Origin of the sequence: Lichenibacterium ramalinae, from assembly GCF_004137085.1 — a bacterium.
GTDB classification, from domain to species: domain Bacteria; phylum Pseudomonadota; class Alphaproteobacteria; order Rhizobiales; family Beijerinckiaceae; genus Lichenihabitans; species Lichenihabitans ramalinae.
This window is the reverse complement of sequence record NZ_QYBC01000006.1, coordinates 86,669-103,276: the sequence shown is the minus strand read 5'-3', so window position 1 is coordinate 103,276 and position 16,608 is coordinate 86,669. Positions and strand designations below refer to the sequence as shown.

Here is a 16,608-nt window from a genome sequence, read left to right as displayed (position 1 = left end):
CGGCGTCAGCCAGGCGCCGTCGCGGGAGGGGGGCCGCCGGCGAAGCGGCGCACCGCGGCGGGCGGGTCGTAGAGCCAGTCGTACCGGGCGACCAGGCGGTCACGCCCGAGCCTGGACATCACGAGGTCGCGCATGGTCGATGCCGGAGGCCCCAGGTGGTAGACGTCGCCCTGCCTGCGCGATTGCGCCTGAACGCGAGCTGTCCGGGCGCGGCGCGCCTCGGCATAGGTCGAGAATGCCGCAGCTAGATCACCGGAGGACCCCGCGACGGCATCGGCCAGCACGGCCGCATCTTCGATCGCCTGCGCGGCGCCCTGGGCCAGGAAGGGCAGCATGGGGTGGGCGGCGTCGCCGAGCAGTGCGACGGCTCCGTCGGTCCAGCGCGCGAGGGGCGCACGGTCGGCGAGGCGCCACTTGCGCCAGCCGGGGGCGGCGGCGATGAGGCGGCGCGCCGGTGCCGCCCAGCCGGCGAAGCGCCGCTCGACCGCCTCGGCGGCGGCGGGCTCGGACCAGGACGCCCCGGACTGCGCCGTGGAGCCCTCGTCGATGATGGCGACGAGGTTGACGAAGGCGCCGCCCGCGACCGGGTAGTGCACGAGATGGGCGCGCCGCCCCAGCCACAGGTTGGAGCGGTGCGCCAGCGCGTCCGCCTCGGCCGCCGCCGCCGGCACGAGGCTGCGCCAGGCCGAGCGCCCGGAGGTGCGCGTGTCGTCGGCGGACGACCCCGTCATCTGGCGGCGGATGGCCGAGCGGATGCCGTCGGCCGCGACCAGCCCCTCCGCCGCGGCCGTGCCGGGGTTCGGCCCGCCGAGGGTGAGCCGTACCCCGCGCCCCTGGGCCGCATAGGCCGACACGCCGCCGCCGAAGCTGAGCGTGATGGCGGGCTCCGCCGCCGCGCGCGCCAGCAGGGCGGATTGCAGGTCGGCCCGCAGCACCACCAGGAAGGGCGCGCCGTAGCGCGAAGCCGAAAGGGGAATCCGGGCCAGGACGGCGGCATCGCGCCCGCGGCGGATCAGCACCTCGCCCGGCGCCACGGCGGCGGGGCGGAGCGCCTCGAGCACGCCGAGCCTGTCGAGGACCAGGCAGGCATTGGGCGAAAGCTGCACGCCGGCACCCACCGGCTCCAGCGCCTCGGCGCGCTCGTGCACCGTGACGGTGCGGCCCACGGAGGCCAGGGCCAGGGCCGCCGAAAGGCCGCCGATGCCGGCCCCGGCGACCGCGATGCCGGCCAAGGGCCGGCCCTCCTCAGGGCGCCGTGTCGGGCCGGTATTCGCATGCGGCCGGATCGGCGTGGTGGCCGAGCGCCTGGGCGAAGACGTAGTGGGTCGAGCAATAGGGGCAGATGGCGTCGTCGCTGTCGCCCATGTCGATGAAGGTGTGCGGGTGGTCGAGCGGCGGCAGCGCACCCGTGCACATGAACTCGCGCACGCCGATGCGGATCGTCGGCACGCCGGGCTGGTTGTGGAAATGCGGCGTCTGATGGCTGGCCATGGAGTCCTCGAGGGGGAGGGCGATCGCGGCGCACCATAGGGGGAAGCGCCGCGAAAGGGTAGGGCAGCCTTGCGGTGCCGCGGCTTGCGGCCGCGCCGCCGGGGCGGCATGGATCGGCGGCAGCGTCGACCCGGGGGCACCACGCATGGATTTCGATTCGGACGGCACGCGCATCGCGTTCCGCGACGAGGCTCCCGCGGCGGCCGATCGGGGCGAGCCGGCCCTGCTGATCCACGGCTTCGCGTCCTCGGCGCGCACCAACTGGGCCGACACGTCCTGGCTGCGGACGCTGTCCGACGACGGGCGTCGCGCCGTGCTGTTCGACCACCGCGGCCATGGCGCGAGTGCGAAGCCGCACGATCCCGCCGCCTATGCGACGCCGCTGATGGCCGACGACGCGCGGCGGCTGCTCGACCACCTCGGCATCGCCCGCGCCGACGTCATCGGCTATTCCATGGGGGCGCGCGTCGCCGCCTTCCTGGCCCTGGCGGCACCGGACCGGGTGCGGTCGGTCGTGTTCGGCGGCCTGGGCCATCACCTCGTGGCGGGCGTCGGGCTGCCGTCCGGCATCGGCGATGCCATGGAGGCGCCCTCGCTCGACGCCCTGACCGACCCGATGCAGCGCATGTTCCGCCGCTTCGCCGAGGCGGGCGGCAACGACCTCGCGGCCCTCGCGGCCTGCATCCGGGGCTCGCGCCAGACGCTGTCGGCCGAGGCGGTGGGCCGCATCGCCGTGCCCTGCCTGGTGGCCGTCGGCACGAAGGACGCCGTCGCCGGCGATGCGCGCGCCCTCGCGGCGCTTCTGCCGCGCGGCGAGGTGCTCGACATCCCCGACCGGGACCACAATCCGGCGGTCGGCGACAGGACATTCAAGGCCGGCGTCCTCGACTTCCTGGCACGACGGGGCTGAGGGCCGCAGGTGCCGGCCGGGACCCCTCGTCGGCCCGTCGCGTTCGCGGTTCGGGGTGGCGGAACTTGCCGGCACTTGTTCCCCGCACGGGAGCCCGTATCTTTGTCGCGAGAGGGCGTCCGGTGTGGAAGCGCCGGCGTCTGGAGATGAGCGTCATGTGGCACAGTCAAAGCGCCAAGGTCGTCGACATGGCCAGCGTCGACCCGCTGTTCGCCAGGATGCGGACGGAGGCCGACGAGATCCTCCGGCACGAACCGGTCCTGTCGAAGCTGATGCTGACGACGGTGCTGAACCACGACACGCTCGAGGCGGCCGTCATCTACCGGATCGCCGCCCGCCTCGACCACGGCGACGTCCCCGCCATCCTGCTGAGCCAGGCCTTCACCGAGGTGGCCCGCAACGATCCCGGCATCGCCGAAGCCTTTCGGGCCGACATCATGGCCTTCTTCGACCGAGACCCCGCCTGCACGCGCCTTGTCGAGCCCCTGCTGCACTTCAAGGGGTTCCACGCCATCCAGACCCATCGCTTCGCCCACGCCCTGTGGCACGCGGGGCGGCGCGACCTCGCGCTCTACCTGCAGAGCCGCTCTTCGGGCGTGTTCGGCACCGACATCCACCCCAACGCGCCCATCGGCAAGGGCATCTTCCTCGACCATGCCACCGGCCTCGTCGTCGGCATGACGGCCGTGATCGAGGACGACGTGTCGCTGCTCCACAACGTGACGCTCGGCGGCACCGGCAAGGTCACGGGCGACCGCCATCCCAAGATCAGGCGCGGCGTGCTGATCGGGGCCGGCGCCAAGGTGCTGGGCAACATCGAGGTGGGCCACTGCTCGCGCATCGCGGCGGGCTCGGTGGTGCTGGCCTCGGTGCCGCCCAAGAAGACCGTCGTGGGCGTGCCGGGCCGCGTCGTCGGCGAGGCGGGATGCGCGGAGCCGGCCCGCACCATGGACCAGATTATCGCCCAGAAGGCCTTCGACCGCAGCTTCGCCCAGCAGACCCGCACGCCGGGGCCGGACCTCGTCGGCAACGGCTGAGCCGCCGGGCCGGCCGTGCTCCGCGCCCCGGGGCTTCCGCTCGGCCCGGCCCTCCGCTAGGGTCCCGGGCCGGCGGCGCGCGCCGGGCGGCGCCAGGCCGCGCCGAGCGGCCGGGCCAGGCCGCGGCCGATGCCCCGCCGGGCGCCGGGATCGGCTCTCCCCCGGCGCATCCCTCCTCCACTCCCTCGGAGCACAGCGTGAACAAGAGCGAATTGCACAAGCTGCAGGACTACCTGCAGCGCACCTTCGGCAACACGGCCATCAAGGTGCTGCCCGACCAGGGCGACGGAGACCGGGCCGACGTGATGCTGGGCGAGCGGCGGATCGCCACGATCGCGGTGGACGACGAGGACGGCGACCGGTCCTTCTCCTTCGAGATGAAGATTCCGGTCGAGCGCCAGACCCTCGAATCCTATCTGCGACTCCTGTTCGACAACGACAAGTTCAAGGTCGTGCCGCGGGCCAAGAAGACCGATTCCGTCGAGCTCAACGTCGGCAGCGACTTTCTGGGCGTCGTCTCGGCCGACGATCCCAAGGGCAAGTCCTTCACGCTGCAGATGGCCATCCTCGACTACGACCTCGAGGAGATCTGACCTGCGCCCGGCGGGCGCGCCGGGCGCGCTTCAGAACTGAAGCGTGCTGGGGTCGCTGTCGGCCGAGAAGGGCCGGGCGAACTCCACCGCTCCGCCCCCGTTGAAGCCGCGCACGACATGGGCCGGGGTCTGCCCCAGCGTGACCGGCGTGCCGACCGGCAGATGGACTTCCGCCGCGAAGGCCGCGCCCGACACCGACACGTCGATGAGGCGCACGGGGACGTTCCGCCCATCGGACAGGTGCAGCGTGCCGCGCGGGTGGCGCGGAGCCACGCGCTCGTGGCGGCGGTCTTCCGGCATGCCGAGGGCATGGCGGTTGCCGAGCCAGGTCAACTGGTCGGCCAACTTCTCGCGCTTCAGCAGCGGAACGTTGAGGGCGAGGGCGAACCCGTTCTCGAAGAGGCGCGCGACCGTGCCTTCCAGACGTCCGATCTGGTCGACGTAGCAGATCACCCGTTCCTGGATGGCGCCCCGCACCGGGGCGATCAGCGCGACGCCGCCGGGCGACATGTCGATCGTCTGGCAGGGGAACTCCTGGCGGTTCGTCAGCATGTAACGCCCCAGGACGGCGACCCGCACGCGCTGGTGCCGACGGCGCTCCTGCGTCTGAGGCTCCGCATTGATCAGGGGGGATGGCACCACCGGATGTCCGCCTCGGATTGCTCGACGTTAATGTCCCGTCGCACCATCACCCCGGACCCGTTAAGGCGCACTGAACTCGATCGTACACGGACGAGGCCGTCGCCCTAAAACGCACTCGGTGCGGCATCGGTCCGGCCGCCCTGGACGACCCTGAACCGCGCGGTGCGGGGCGGGGCGCGACGCGGGGGCAATGCCTCCGCCATCGGGAGAGACGTCGCGGCCCCGAAGACCTCCGCCCGGTTGCGGCGCTGCAGCAAGCCGTCGGTCAGGGCCGGCGGCGCGTGGAGCGGCGAGGCCCGATCCGACGAGCCGAGTTCCGACACGTCCAGATCCGACAAGGCTTGCACCGGCGAGGCCTGGGCGGGAAGGGCCTGGAAACCCAGGAGGGACAGCGGCGCCGTGGGCTTGAGACCCATCCAGCCGGGATGTCCGACGGCGGCCAGCGATCCCAGGATGCGGGCGTGGGTGCGGCCGTGGTGGCGCAGCGGCAGGAGCAGGAGTTCGAGGTCGACGGCGTCCGAACCCGCCGGACCGCCGCGCGTCCAGGCGACGAGCGGCACCCGGTCGTCCAGCACCCCGTCGAGCAGCGCGTCCAGGGTCGGGCCGTCTTCCGCCTCCAGAACGCCGTCCAGGGACGTGCCGCGCAGGTCCCGGCCGAAGAGCGCGTTGAGCCGTGTGCCGGAGAGGCGGAACCGGACGTCCCGCCGCAGCACGCGCGCGCCGGTCACTTCGAGGACGAACGTGTAGGCCAGGATGTGCCGGATGGCCGCGGGATCGACGTCGGCGCGCTCCGGCGCGGTCCGGCCCGCGCGGAGTCCGTCCCAGTAGGCATGCAGGCTTTGGCTGACGTGATGTTTCATTCCGGTCTCCGGGCGCCTCGGCCCCGAGCCCGATGTCGCCTTTCGGCACATCCGGGCGGGCATCGGGCGCAGTTGTCGGTACGGCAGCACGAGGCATGCCGCGGGTGCCCGGCGGGGGTCGCTTGCCGCGGCTCCCCCGCCGTGGAAGGGTTGCGCGACGCCGGCCGCCGCCACCGAGGGACTTCAGACGTGCTTGACCGTTCCGCCGCCCCCGAAGGGACGGCCCCACCGCGCCAGCCGATCCTCAACATCCCCGGCGCCGTCCTGGCGACCCTGCTGGTGTTGCTGGCCATCCATGCGGGGCGCCTCGCCATCCCCGACGCGTGGGACGACCTGCTGTTCAAGAAACTCGCCTTCGTGCCCGGCCGGCTCACCTATCTGGTGGCGCCCGACCGGGTGGTCGACAGCGTCGTCCGCCTCGCCGGGGAGGGCCCCGAAGCCTACCGGCAGGCGCAGATCGGGCGCATCCTGATCGGCGACGGCTCGCCCCAACCCTGGACGCTGCTGAGCTACGGGCTGCTCCACGCCGATTGGGCGCATATCGGCCTCAACGCCATCTGGCTCCTCGCCTTCGGCACGCCGGTGGCGCGCCGCTTCGGGGCAGGGCGGTTCTTCGCCGTGCTGGCGACCACGACCGTCGCCGGCGCCCTCGCGCAGTGGGCCGCGCATCCGCTCGACGTCGCGCCGGTCATCGGGGCCTCGGCCGCCGTCTCGGGCTGCATGGGGGCGACGCTGCGCTTCATGTTCCAGCCGCAGGTCCCCATGGCGGCCATCATCGACGCGGCCGGCGAGGGGCGCCGCCAGGCCTTCCTGCAACCGGCGCGATCGCTGCGCGGCCTCCTGGCCGACCGCCGCGCCACCACTTTCATGGTCGCCTGGTTCGTCACCAACCTGCTGTTCGGGCTCGGGTCGGGGTCCCTCGGGCTCGCCAGCGGGCCGATCGCCTGGGAAGCGCATATCGGCGGCTTCGTGGCGGGCCTGGCGCTGTTCCGGCTCTTCGATCCCGTGCCGGCCGAAGCGGAGGCCGCCCTCGACCCGGCCCCGCCGCCGGCCGGACCCGAAGGCCCGGCCTGACCCGCGGCTGCGGGCCGGGTGGAGGTTCAAGCGGCGGGCCGGCCGCCGCCGTGCCCGATGGGCCGTCAGAGTCCGTGAATGCGTCGCGCCTGTGCAGCGATGCCCTCGGAAGAGGGCGTCCGCACGCGGTGCCTCAGGTGAACCGCATCAGCGAGCGGAACAGGTTGCGCACGAAGCCCTGCTCGGCGCCGCCGGTCGGCGTCGTCCGGCTGATGAAGTCGAACACCTTGCCGTCCTGCAGCCCGTAGTTGGCCACGCGCTCGACCTTCTTGTCCCGGCTGAAGTACACCGCGAGCACGCGCTGGTCGACGATGGCGGGCGCCGAGAAGGCGAAGGTCCGGTCCACGGTCTGGCTGATGTAGTACCAGGCCGTGCCGCCGACCGTGGAGGTGGTCGAAGGCGTGCCCAGCACGACCAGCACCTGTTCGGCGGAGGAGCCGGGCTTCACCTGGTCGAGCGAACGCTGGTCCACGACGTAGCCGCGCGTCACCTCGCCGTCGTAGCCGAGGCAACCGCCGAGGCTCAGCGCCAGGAGGCCGGCGGCGGCGAGCCCGGCGACCCTGCGGGCGCGCGACGTGCCGTTGTCCAAGCCTGGCATCCGAACCTCCTGGTGCAGGTCCGATCTCGCGGCGGGCCGTCGGCCCTGGAGCTTCGGCCCTCGCGTCGGACGCAACCCTTGCATTGGGTGAGGGCAGTGCGTAACTGCGACACGTCCGAAAAGCAAGTTTCGCCGCCCTCTCGCGCCCCGCGAGGCCGTGCTTGGGACGACGGCCGCCGGATCTCACGCCATGGTGTTTCCCTTCGGGCGCCGACGCCCCTCTCCCGGCCGCGTCCTGCTCGACCGGCTGCATGCCGACATCGTCGGGGCCGTTAGGCAGCCCGAATTCTACCTCGCCTACGGCGTGCCCGATACCTTCGAGGGCCGGTTCGAGATGCTGGCGCTGCAGGCCGGCCTCGTGTTGCGGCGCTTCAATGCGGCGGCGCCCCCCGGTCCGGATGTGGCCCAGGACCTCGTCGACACGATCTTCGCCCACCTCGACGCCGACCTGCGCGAGGCCGGGGTCGGCGACATCACCGTGCCCAAGCGCATGAAGCGCCTGTGCGAAGCCTTCCTCGGGCGCTCCGCCGCCTATGACGCCGCCCTGAAGCAGGGCCATGCCGCCCTCGTCGACGCGCTTGCCCGTAACGTTTATGGCGGGCAGGCGCCCGGCTCCGGCGCGGTGCGGCTGGCCGGCTACGTCGAGGCGACGGATGCCGCGCTCGACGCCGTGCCGCTCGAAGGCTGCCTGGCGGCGCCGCTGCCCTTTCCCGACCCTCGTTCCATCCCGCTCCGGACCGCGCCATGATCCGCCCCCAGACACTGCCTCCCGGTCCCCTGTCCCGCAGGTTCGACGCCGCCTCGGTCCGCGACGGGGCCGTGCGGGTTCCCGTCGAGGCGACGCCGGCCGAATGCTCGGCCCTCGCCGTGCAATGCGGGCTGCCCGGCATCGATGCGCTGGCGGCCGACCTGCGCGTGGCCCGGAACGGGCCCGACGGCCTGCACGTGACGGGCTCGGTGCGGGCGCGGATCCGCCAGGTGTGCGTGGTGTCGCTCGACGAATTCGCCTCTGACGTCGACGAAGCCGTCGATGTCCGCTTCGCGCCCGAAGCCGAGGTCGATGCCCTCGAAGCCGAGCGGGCCTCGCGCCCGCCCCAGGACGACGAGGATCTCCCCGACCTCCCCGATCCCATCGTCAACGGCCGCATCGATCTCGGATCCCTCGTCGCCGAGATCCTGGTGCTGGGCCTCGACCCCTATCCCCGCAAGCCCGGCGTCGCCTTCGCCGATCCCACCCCCGCCGAGCCGGAGATGCCCGAAGCCTCCCCCTTCGCGGTGCTGCGCGGGCTGAAGCCGGACGACGCCGGATGACGGCGCCGTCGCAGTCCCGTCATGCGCGCCGGGCAGCGTCCTTCGGCCTCGACGGGACCGACGGCGGGCCTCGGATCGCCGCGCCCGCGAGTTGACGCGGGGCGCGGCGTGACGGCATTGGACGGGCGATGGGCCCGGCGGGTTCCCGGCGGTTTCCGGCCGGCGGGACCTCGTCGGCCATGGCGGTCGCCCCCGCGCCGCCGCGAGTCGACACGCGACCACATGGGTGAGGGATGACGGATCAGGTTCGGATCGCAATCGACGCCATGGGCGGCGATCACGGGCCTGCCGTCGTGGTGCCGGGTGCGGCACTGGCGCTGCGGGAGCGGCCCGGGACGCGCTTCCTGCTCGTCGGCGACGAAGCCCAGATCCGCCCCCTGCTGGAGCGCGAGCCGGCCCTGGCCGCCGCCTCCGACGTCGTCCACACGACCGTGTCGGTGCGCATGGACGACAAGCCCAGCCAGGCGCTTCGCTCCGGCCGCCGCACGTCGTCCATGTGGATGGCCATCGATGCCGTGAAGTCCGGCCGGGCCGATGTCGCGGTGTCGGCCGGCAACACCGGCGCGCTCATGGCCATGTCCAAGATCTGCCTTCGCACGATGGCGCATGTCGACCGGCCGGCCATCGCCGCCATGTGGCCCACGGTGCGGGGCGTCTCCATCGTGCTCGACGTGGGGGCCAGCATCGGCGCCGACGCCCAGCACCTCGTCGACCTGTCCATCATGGGCGCCGCCATGGCGCGCATCGTGCTCGGCATCGAGCGGCCGAGCGTGGGCCTGCTCAACGTCGGCGTCGAGGAGATCAAGGGCCTCGAGGAGATCAAGGCGGCGGGGCGCATGCTGCGCGAGCTCGGCCTGCCCTCGCTCGACTACCACGGCTTCGTCGAGGGCGACGACCTCGGCAAGGGCACGGTCGACGTGGTGGTGACCGAAGGCTTCACCGGCAACATCGCGCTCAAGACCGCCGAAGGCACCGCCGTGCAGATCGGCCGGTACCTGCGCGAGGTGATGGGTGCCACCTGGATGTCGCGCCTCGGCTACTTCATGGCGAAGGGTGCCTTCGCGGCCCTGCGCGAGCGCATGGACCCGCGCCGCGTGAACGGCGGCGTCTTCCTCGGGCTCGACGGGATCGTGATCAAGAGCCACGGCGGCACGGATGCGCTGGGCTATGCGCGGGCGATCGGCGTCGGTCACGAGATGGTGAGCCACGACCTGCTGGCACGCATCCGCGACCAGCTCGCCCTGTCTCAGGAGGCCCAGACGGCGGCCGCCGCGCTGCCCGGCCCGGCGCCGGACGCGGCCGGGCCGCCCTGAAGCCCGCCGGTCGCGTCGGACGTCGGAAACCGGCAGGAGGGTCGCCCGGTCCCGCCCGCGCCGGCGGCCGTGGCGGTCTCCGGACGGGGCGAGCCCCGCGCCGCGGGCGCCCGCGGCGGGCCTTCGACGATTGCCGCTGGACCGGTTTGGGCGCATAGGGAAGCCCCGCGGGCACGTCCCCCCGGCCCCCGCCCGACGGGGGCGGGATCGGCCGGCGAGACGACCCGTCGACGGATGGAAGAGGCTTCGTGGTGGAATCGAGCGGCTGGCGATCCGTGGTCCGAGGCGTGGGCGCCTATCTGCCGGAACGGTGCGTGACCAACACGGAGCTGGCCCGCACCGTCGACACGACCGACGAATGGATCCTGCAGCGCACCGGCATCACGCGGCGCTATTTCGCGGCGCCGGGCGAGACCACCTCGCAGCTCGCCACCGCCGCCGCCCGGGCGGCCCTCGACGAGGCCGGCTGCCTTCCGGCCGACATCGACCTCATCATCGTCGCCACGGCGACCCCGGACTACACGTTCCCCGCCACCGCCACCCAGGTGCAGGCCGCGCTCGGCATCACGGCCGGCGTGGCGTTCGATCTCCAGGCCGTGTGTTCGGGCTTCGTCTTCGCCCTCGCCACCGCCGACAAGTTCCTGCGCTCGGGCTCCCACCGGCGCGCGCTGGTGATCGGCGCCGAAACCTTCTCGCGCCTGCTCGACTGGTCGGACCGGACCACCTGCGTGCTCTTCGGCGACGGTGCCGGCGCCGTGGTGCTGGAAGCCCGGCCGGGCCGGGACCCGCTGCACGAGGGCGGCATCGTCACGACCCACCTGCGTTCCGACGGGCGCGGCCGCGAGAAGCTCTTCGTCGACGGCGGCCCCTCGACGACCGGCACCACCGGCCATCTCAGGATGGAGGGCCGGGACGTGTTCCGCCACGCCGTCGGCAACGTCACCGACGTCGTGGTGGATGCCTTCTCGGCGGCCGGCATCGGGCCCGACGACCTCGACTGGTTCGTGCCCCACCAGGCCAATCGCCGCATCATCGACGCTTCGGCGGCCAAGCTCGGCATCCATCCCGACAAGGTCGTCACGACCGTGCACCTGCACGCCAACACGTCGGCGGCCTCCGTCCCGCTGGCGCTTAGCGTCGCCTGCGGGGACGGGCGGATCCGCCCCGGCCAGCTCGTGATGCTGGAAGCCGTCGGCGGCGGCTTCACATGGGGCAGCGCGCTCCTGCGCTGGTGAGGGCGGGACGCGGCAGGGCCGATCTCGGAGCTTTCGCAAGGCGGCGAGTGAGGTTAAGCTCGCGCGCCGATCGCGGCAGCCAGCTCGGGGAGACCCGCAAGAGCGCTCATGACGAAACTCCCCGGCACCATCGACGGCAAGACCATCACCCGGGCGGACCTGTCCGAGGCTGTCTACCAGCAGCTCGGCCTGTCGCGCAGCGAGTCGGCCGAACTGGTCGAGATGGTGCTCCAGGAGATCTCCGCGGCCATCGTCCGGGGCGAGACCGTGAAGCTGTCCTCGTTCGGCTCCTTCGTGGTGCGGGCCAAGGGGGAGCGGATCGGCCGCAACCCCAAGACCGGGATCGAGGTGCCGATCACGCCCCGGCGCGTCATGGTGTTCAAGCCGTCCAACATCCTCAAGAGCCGCATCAACGGCACGCCCATCCCCAAGGATGACTGAGCGCCCGGGACCCGAGAAGAGCCCCGACGCCTTCCGCACCATCAGCGAGGTCGCCGAGGACCTCAAGCTGCCCCAGCACGTGCTGCGGTTCTGGGAAACGCGCTTTCCCCAGATCAAGCCGTTGAAGCGGGCCGGCGGCCGGCGGTTCTACCGGCCCGACGACGTCGCCCTGCTACGCGCCATCAAGGCGCTGCTCTATGGGCAGGGCTACACCATCAAGGGCGTGCAGCGGCTGCTGCAGGACCAAGGGCCGCGGGGCGTCGCCGCGACCGTGGGGCCGGCGATCGACGAGGTTTCCCGGCCGGCTGGGCCGCAGAAGGGCGGGGAGGCCGGCATGGCCGATGAGGATCGTGACAGGGCCGCCAAGCCCGCGGCACCGGACGCAGCGCCCCGTCCGCGCCGAACCGCCCCGCCGGCGGACCCGGCCGCATTCGGGCTGCCCTCCGGGAACGTGCTGGGGCGTCTCGAGGCGCTCGCCCTCGACCTGGCGGATTGTGCCCGGATCCTCGCTGCCGCGCAGGCCGGACGTGGGCGTCTTTGAACAATTGTAGTTCAGGCGCTAATCGACCTGATATCTTACTGCTCAACTATTGACGCTCCGGGTGACTGTTACCGCTGCATCTCGGTGACAGCATCGAGGTTTCGATGGCCGACGCTGCGATTTTCATTGCTGATGCGGCGCGTTTTGGAGACATCTGGTCTTCAACAACCCGACGCAGCGTCCGATGTCTCAGTGACGGTGGCGATCGATGGATGGGCGACCCGGAATCGGCGCGGCCTTGGCGGCGGCGACGGCAGGCCGGGCATGTGGGATGGCATGGGGACCGCGCATGAGTGGGGATGACCGGGACGACGAAGGCGTGCGGGTGCTGCACAGGATGATCGCCTATGTGCGGGATGAGGCGATGCGCCTGCATATCCTCGATGTGGCCCTGCTGCTCGACCACGCCGAGGACGCCATGCTGGCTTTCGCGCCGACCATCCTGGCGGACCGGCCCGGCTTCGCCGACGCTTGCGACGACTATGCTCGAAGCCATTGAAGCGGCCGGGTGGGCCGATCGCGGCCTTTTCCCCGCCAAGCCCGTCTTCGGGCTTGCGGCCACCCCGCGAAAATTCTATACGACCTCACCGCATCGCGGTGTCGGAGTGTAGCGCAGCCCGGTTAGCGCACTAGTCTGGGGGACTAGGGGTCGGAGGTTCGAATCCTCTCACTCCGACCATAAATCTTCGCGTTCAAGGCCCGCCGCCAGAAGTGCCTGCCCTGCTCATCCAGTGTGGTTCGGCCCGGAAGCGAGGCGACGCCATCACGACATTTGCGATCCCGAACAGACCGTCGCCCGGTCGGGCGTCGGCATGAGGCCGCCGATCCTCGTCACCGGTGCCGCCGGCTTCATCGGTCATGCGGTGTGCGTGAGGCTGGCCGCCGACGGGGCCGACATCCTCGCGGTCGACAATTTCGATCCCTATTACGAACCCGCCCTGAAGCGGGACCGGGCCGCGCGGCTCGCCGCCGCCGGCGTCGTCGTCCGGGCGCTCGACATCGCCGAGCCCGCCGCCCTCGCGGCGCTGGCTTCGGCGGCCGGCGTGACGCGCGTCGTCCATCTCGCCGCCCAGGCGGGCGTGCGCCATTCCATGGCGGCGCCCTTCGCCTACCAGCACGCCAACCTGGCCGGCCACCTGTCCGTGCTGGAATGCTGCCGGCACCTGCCGGGGTTCGAGCACCTGGTCTATGCCTCGTCGAGTTCGGTCTACGGGGACCGTCCCGACGCCGGCGGTCGGTTCCACGAGGACGATCGGGTGGACCGGCCGGCCTCGCTCTATGCCGCCACCAAGCGCTCCTGCGAACTGATGAGCGAGTGCTATGCGGGGCTCTACGGCATCCCGCAGTCCGGGCTGCGCTTCTTCACCGTCTACGGCCCGTGGGGCCGACCCGACATGGCCTATTTCGCCTTCACGCGGCGCATCCTGGCGGGCGAGCCGATCGACGTCTACGGCGAGGGTCGCATGCGCCGGGACTTCACCTACATCGACGACATCGTCGACGGCATTCTCGGCGTGCTGGCGCGGCCGCCGGACCGTGGCACGCAGCGGCTGCTCAACATCGGCAACGACCGGCCCGAAACGCTGATGCACTTCATCGCCCTGCTCGAGGGCGCGCTCGGCCGCGAGGCCTTGAAGCGCCTGCTGCCGATGCAGAGCGGGGACGTCACCGAAACCTGGGCGGACATCGGCCGCATCCGGTCGCTCACCGGCTACGCGCCCGGCGTGGCCCTGCACGAGGGCCTGCCGCGCTTCGTCGCCTGGTATCGCGACCGCTACGGCGGGTGAGCGTCGTCGGCGGCAGCCCGGCACCTGTCCCGTGGTGCCGTACCCGCCATGGACTCGCCGGGCAGAGCGTTATATCGGTTCGGCTATGACGCTACCGGGCGGGGACCTCATGATGCGGCTGACGCGACGGAGTTGCCTCGGGGCGAGCCTGGCGACCCTCCTGATGTTCGCCGCAGGCCCGGCCGCTGCCCAGGGCGGGCAGGGCCCGACGGTGTTCGCCGCCGCGAGCCTCAAGAACGCCCTCGACGACGCTGCGGCGCGCTGGGCCGCCCTAGGCCATCCGGCACCGAAACTGTCCTTCGCGGCCTCCAACGTGCTGGAAGCGCAGATCGAGCAGGGCGCCCCCGCCGACCTGTTCTTCTCCGCCGACCTGGACTGGATGGAGAAGGCCCAGGCGGCGGGCCTGATCGCGCCCGGCACCCGCGTCGACCTCCTCGCCAACGCCATCGTGCTGGTGGCGCCGAGCGACGCCGCCACGCCGATCGACATCCGCCCGGGCTTCGACCTCGCCAAGGCGCTCGGGGGCGGACGCCTCGCCATGGGCAATGTCGCGGCGGTGCCGGCGGGCAAATACGGAAAGGCTGCGCTGGAAAGCCTCGGCGCCTGGGAGGGCGTCAAGGCGCATGTCGCCGAAGCCGAAAGCGTGCGGGCGGCCCTGGCCTTCGTGGCGCGGGGCGAAGCGCCGCTCGGCATCGTCTACGCGACGGATGCGGCCGCCGAGCCGAAGGTCAGGATCGTCGGCACCTTCCCGGCCGGGAGCCATCCCGCCATCGTCTATCCGGTGGCGGTCACCAAGGCTTCCCGCAACCCGGATTCCGCCGCCTTCCTCGCATTCCTGCGCGGGCCCGTGGCCCGGGACGCCTTCACCAAGCAGGGCTTCACGGTCCTCGACCGGCCGGCGGCCGCGCCCTGAACCCGCGCGTCCCGCCCCCGTGACCGGCTGGCTGGGACCGGAAGCCCGCGACGCACTGCGGCTCAGCCTTCTCGTCGCCGCGACGGCCACGGGCGCCAGCCTGCTGCCCGGCCTGGCGATCGCCACCCTGCTGGCCCGCGGTCGCTTCCCCGGGCGCATGCTGCTCGACACCTTGGTCCACCTTCCCCTGGTGCTGCCGCCGGTCGTCACCGGATACCTGCTGCTGATCGTGTTCGGCCGTCGCGGGATCGTCGGCGGTTGGCTGGCCGACCATCTCGGCCTCGTCCTGGCCTTCCGCTGGACCGGGGCGGCCCTGGCCTGCGCCATCATGGGCTTCCCGCTCATGGTGCGGGCCATGCGGCTCTCCATCGAAGGCGTGGACCGCAAACTGGAAGAGGCGGCCGGCACGCTCGGGGCGGGGCCGGCCGCGGTCTTCGCCCTCGTCACGCTGCCCCTGGTGCTGCCGGGGGTGATCGCCGGCGCGATCCTCAGCTTCGCGCGCGCCATGGGCGAATTCGGCGCCACCATCACCTTCGTGGCCAACATCCCGGGCGAGACCCAGACGCTGCCGTCCGCCATCTACACCTTCACCCAGGTGCCGGGCGGGGAAGGCGACGCCCTGCGGCTCACGCTCGTCTCGGTCGCGGTGTCGATGCTGGCCCTGGTCCTGTCCGAGCTTCTGGCCCGCAGCCTGAAGCGCCGGCTCGGCGCTTGAGCGCGCTGTCGGTCGCGGTTGCCCACCGGCTCGGCGCCTTCGCGCTCGACGTCGCCTTCGAGGCGCCGGCCGGCGTCACCGCCCTGTTCGGCCGCTCGGGCTCCGGCAAGACGACCCTCGTCAACGTCATCGCCGGCCTGCTGCAGCCGCGCGAGGGCCGCGTCGCGGTCGGCGGCCACCTGCTGCTCGACACGGCGGGGTCCGTCGCGGTGCCGCGCCACCGCCGGCGGGTCGGCACGGTGTTCCAGGAGGGACGGCTGTTCCCGCACCTCACGGTCCGGCAGAACCTGCTGTTCGGCCGCTGGTTCGCGCCGCGCGGCGAGCCCGGCGCGGAGGTCGGTGCCGTCGTCGAGATGCTCGGCATCGGCCCCCTGCTGGGCCGGCGCCCCGCGGGCCTGTCGGGCGGCGAAAAGCAGCGCGTCGCCATCGGCCGCGCCCTGCTGGCGAAGCCGCGGCTGCTGCTGATGGACGAGCCGCTGTCGGCCCTGGACGACGACCGCAAGGCCGAGATCCTGCCCTATATCGAGCGCCTGCGCGACCGGGCCGGCGTGCCCATCGTCTACGTGTCGCATTCGGTGGCCGAGGTGGCGCGCCTCGCCGACACGCTGGTGGTGCTGGACGCGGGCCGCGTCGCCGCGGCGGGTCCGGCGGGGGAGGTGCTGTCGCGCCTCAACGTGGCGCCGCTGTCGGGCGCGCGGGAGTCCGGGGCCGTGCTCGAAGCCCGGGTCGCCGCCCATGACGACGACTTCGCCCTGACGACCCTCGTCACCGGGGCCGGCGCCTTGCGCGTGCCGCGGGTCGCGGCGCCGCTCGGCACGACGTTGCGCATCCAGATCCCGGCCCGCGACGTGATGCTGAGCCGCGACGCGCCCCGGCACACGAGCGCGCTGAACGTGCTGCCGGCGACCGTGGCGGAGATCCGCCCCATCGACGCCGCGGGTGCGACGGCGGACCTGCGGCTCGCCTGCGGCGATGCCGTCATCCTGGCCCGCATCACGCGGCTGTCCCTCGCCGAGATGGGTCTCGTGCCGGGAGCCGCCGTCTTCGCCCTGGTGAAGAGCGTGGCGCTCGACCCGGCGCGGCCGCCGGCCCGGGGCGGACGTTAACCGCGTTCGACGCCGGCCCGGCGCGCCGCCGCCCGCGTTAA

General features: G+C 72.6%; 20 protein-coding genes and 1 tRNA gene. 16 read left to right on the top strand and 5 right to left on the bottom strand.

Annotation, left to right across the window (positions count from 1 at the left end; all coding sequences use genetic code 11):
• Positions 1 to 5 precede the first annotated feature (5 nt).
• Together D3272_RS08665 and D3272_RS08660 are read right to left on the bottom strand one after the other, a co-directional pair.
• The gene (locus tag D3272_RS08665; RefSeq protein WP_129218762.1) at positions 6 to 1,232 is read right to left on the bottom strand and encodes an FAD-dependent monooxygenase; all 1,227 of its coding nucleotides are present in this window, start codon (positions 1,230 to 1,232) and stop codon (positions 6 to 8) included.
• A gap of 13 nt (positions 1,233 to 1,245) precedes the next feature.
• Positions 1,246 to 1,491: a zinc-finger domain-containing protein gene (locus tag D3272_RS08660; RefSeq protein ID WP_129218761.1), complete on the bottom strand. Its 246-nt coding sequence runs from the start codon at positions 1,489 to 1,491 to the stop codon at positions 1,246 to 1,248.
• 145 nt (positions 1,492 to 1,636) lie between these two features.
• Between D3272_RS08660 and D3272_RS08655 the strand changes: the two genes are divergently transcribed.
• The 3 genes from D3272_RS08655 (at position 1,637) to D3272_RS08645 (ending at position 4,031) form a co-directional block, all read left to right on the top strand.
• Positions 1,637 to 2,401: an alpha/beta fold hydrolase gene (locus D3272_RS08655; protein WP_129218760.1), complete on the top strand. Its 765-nt coding sequence runs from the start codon at positions 1,637 to 1,639 to the stop codon at positions 2,399 to 2,401.
• 155 nt (positions 2,402 to 2,556) lie between these two features.
• Positions 2,557 to 3,438 (top strand): serine O-acetyltransferase, encoded by an 882-nt coding sequence (gene cysE / locus D3272_RS08650; RefSeq protein WP_129218759.1) that lies wholly within the window; start codon positions 2,557 to 2,559, stop codon positions 3,436 to 3,438.
• 197 nt (positions 3,439 to 3,635) lie between these two features.
• A complete protein-coding gene (locus D3272_RS08645) occupies positions 3,636 to 4,031 on the top strand; it encodes a DUF3126 family protein (RefSeq protein WP_129218758.1) in 396 nt (131 codons plus the stop codon).
• 30 nt (positions 4,032 to 4,061) lie between these two features.
• Here D3272_RS08645 and D3272_RS08640 read toward each other — a convergent pair whose 3' ends face one another.
• Positions 4,062 to 4,670, bottom strand: a complete 609-nt coding sequence (locus D3272_RS08640; protein WP_245496453.1) for a PilZ domain-containing protein — start codon at positions 4,668 to 4,670, stop codon at positions 4,062 to 4,064.
• Between the two features lie 107 nt (positions 4,671 to 4,777).
• Positions 4,778 to 5,533 carry a PAS domain-containing protein gene (locus tag D3272_RS08635; RefSeq protein ID WP_165361281.1) on the bottom strand — a complete coding sequence of 252 codons (756 nt, stop codon included), beginning with the start codon at positions 5,531 to 5,533 and terminating at the stop codon, positions 4,778 to 4,780.
• A 189-nt stretch (positions 5,534 to 5,722) separates the two neighbouring features.
• Here D3272_RS08635 and D3272_RS08630 point away from each other — a divergent pair, with 189 nt between their 5' ends.
• The gene (locus tag D3272_RS08630; protein WP_165361280.1) at positions 5,723 to 6,607 is read left to right on the top strand and encodes a rhomboid family intramembrane serine protease; all 885 of its coding nucleotides are present in this window, start codon (positions 5,723 to 5,725) and stop codon (positions 6,605 to 6,607) included.
• Between the two features lie 133 nt (positions 6,608 to 6,740).
• On the opposite strand, the gene D3272_RS08625 is transcribed toward D3272_RS08630, so the two are convergent.
• Positions 6,741 to 7,205 carry an outer membrane protein assembly factor BamE gene (locus D3272_RS08625; RefSeq protein ID WP_129218755.1) on the bottom strand — a complete coding sequence of 155 codons (465 nt, stop codon included), beginning with the start codon at positions 7,203 to 7,205 and terminating at the stop codon, positions 6,741 to 6,743.
• A 190-nt stretch (positions 7,206 to 7,395) separates the two neighbouring features.
• Here D3272_RS08625 and D3272_RS08620 point away from each other — a divergent pair, with 190 nt between their 5' ends.
• The 12 genes from D3272_RS08620 to modC all read left to right on the top strand — a co-directional run bounded on the left by D3272_RS08620 (position 7,396) and on the right by modC (position 16,567).
• Complete coding sequence (locus D3272_RS08620) at positions 7,396 to 7,953, top strand: ubiquinol-cytochrome C chaperone family protein (protein ID WP_129218754.1); 558 nt, start codon at positions 7,396 to 7,398, stop codon at positions 7,951 to 7,953.
• Positions 7,950 to 8,516 carry a YceD family protein gene (locus D3272_RS08615; protein ID WP_129218753.1) on the top strand — a complete coding sequence of 189 codons (567 nt, stop codon included), beginning with the start codon at positions 7,950 to 7,952 and terminating at the stop codon, positions 8,514 to 8,516. The genes D3272_RS08620 and D3272_RS08615 overlap by 4 nt, the downstream gene beginning before the upstream one ends.
• A 233-nt stretch (positions 8,517 to 8,749) precedes the next feature.
• Complete coding sequence (plsX, locus tag D3272_RS08610) at positions 8,750 to 9,829, top strand: phosphate acyltransferase PlsX (protein ID WP_129218752.1); 1,080 nt, start codon at positions 8,750 to 8,752, stop codon at positions 9,827 to 9,829.
• 251 nt (positions 9,830 to 10,080) lie between these two features.
• A complete protein-coding gene (locus tag D3272_RS08605) occupies positions 10,081 to 11,064 on the top strand; it encodes a beta-ketoacyl-ACP synthase III (protein ID WP_129218906.1) in 984 nt (327 codons plus the stop codon).
• 129 nt (positions 11,065 to 11,193) lie between these two features.
• The gene (locus D3272_RS08600; RefSeq protein ID WP_129218905.1) at positions 11,194 to 11,505 is read left to right on the top strand and encodes an integration host factor subunit alpha; all 312 of its coding nucleotides are present in this window, start codon (positions 11,194 to 11,196) and stop codon (positions 11,503 to 11,505) included.
• Positions 11,498 to 12,046 (top strand): MerR family transcriptional regulator, encoded by a 549-nt coding sequence (locus D3272_RS08595; protein WP_129218751.1) that lies wholly within the window; start codon positions 11,498 to 11,500, stop codon positions 12,044 to 12,046. Before D3272_RS08600 ends, D3272_RS08595 begins: the two co-directional genes overlap by 8 nt.
• 289 nt (positions 12,047 to 12,335) lie before the next feature.
• The gene (locus D3272_RS08590) at positions 12,336 to 12,545 is read left to right on the top strand and encodes a hypothetical protein (protein WP_129218750.1); all 210 of its coding nucleotides are present in this window, start codon (positions 12,336 to 12,338) and stop codon (positions 12,543 to 12,545) included.
• Positions 12,546 to 12,647: 102 nt separating this feature from the next.
• Positions 12,648 to 12,725, top strand: a tRNA-Pro gene (locus D3272_RS08585).
• A 133-nt stretch (positions 12,726 to 12,858) separates the two neighbouring features.
• A complete protein-coding gene (locus D3272_RS08580) occupies positions 12,859 to 13,833 on the top strand; it encodes an NAD-dependent epimerase/dehydratase family protein (protein WP_129218749.1) in 975 nt (324 codons plus the stop codon).
• 112 nt (positions 13,834 to 13,945) lie between these two features.
• Complete coding sequence (modA, locus tag D3272_RS08575) at positions 13,946 to 14,746, top strand: molybdate ABC transporter substrate-binding protein (protein WP_129218748.1); 801 nt, start codon at positions 13,946 to 13,948, stop codon at positions 14,744 to 14,746.
• Positions 14,747 to 14,765: 19 nt separating this feature from the next.
• Positions 14,766 to 15,461 carry a molybdate ABC transporter permease subunit gene (gene modB, locus D3272_RS08570; RefSeq protein ID WP_129218747.1) on the top strand — a complete coding sequence of 232 codons (696 nt, stop codon included), beginning with the start codon at positions 14,766 to 14,768 and terminating at the stop codon, positions 15,459 to 15,461.
• A complete protein-coding gene (gene modC, locus D3272_RS08565) occupies positions 15,458 to 16,567 on the top strand; it encodes a molybdenum ABC transporter ATP-binding protein (protein WP_129218746.1) in 1,110 nt (369 codons plus the stop codon). Before modB ends, modC begins: the two co-directional genes overlap by 4 nt.
• Positions 16,568 to 16,608 lie beyond the last annotated feature (41 nt).

Coding starts and splice junctions, on each gene's coding strand:
- D3272_RS08660 (WP_129218761.1), bottom strand. CDS start 1,491: ATGGCCAGCCATCAGACGCCGCATTTCCACAACCAGCCCGGCGTGCCG.
- D3272_RS08655 (WP_129218760.1), top strand. CDS start 1,637: ATGGATTTCGATTCGGACGGCACGCGCATCGCGTTCCGCGACGAGGCT.
- cysE (WP_129218759.1), top strand. CDS start 2,557: ATGTGGCACAGTCAAAGCGCCAAGGTCGTCGACATGGCCAGCGTCGAC.
- D3272_RS08635 (WP_165361281.1), bottom strand. CDS start 5,533: ATGAAACATCACGTCAGCCAAAGCCTGCATGCCTACTGGGACGGACTC.
- D3272_RS08625 (WP_129218755.1), bottom strand. CDS start 7,205: ATGCCAGGCTTGGACAACGGCACGTCGCGCGCCCGCAGGGTCGCCGGG.
- D3272_RS08620 (WP_129218754.1), top strand. CDS start 7,396: ATGGTGTTTCCCTTCGGGCGCCGACGCCCCTCTCCCGGCCGCGTCCTG.
- D3272_RS08615 (WP_129218753.1), top strand. CDS start 7,950: ATGATCCGCCCCCAGACACTGCCTCCCGGTCCCCTGTCCCGCAGGTTC.
- plsX (WP_129218752.1), top strand. CDS start 8,750: ATGACGGATCAGGTTCGGATCGCAATCGACGCCATGGGCGGCGATCAC.
- D3272_RS08595 (WP_129218751.1), top strand. CDS start 11,498: ATGACTGAGCGCCCGGGACCCGAGAAGAGCCCCGACGCCTTCCGCACC.
- D3272_RS08590 (WP_129218750.1), top strand. CDS start 12,336: ATGAGTGGGGATGACCGGGACGACGAAGGCGTGCGGGTGCTGCACAGG.
- D3272_RS08580 (WP_129218749.1), top strand. CDS start 12,859: ATGAGGCCGCCGATCCTCGTCACCGGTGCCGCCGGCTTCATCGGTCAT.
- modA (WP_129218748.1), top strand. CDS start 13,946: ATGCGGCTGACGCGACGGAGTTGCCTCGGGGCGAGCCTGGCGACCCTC.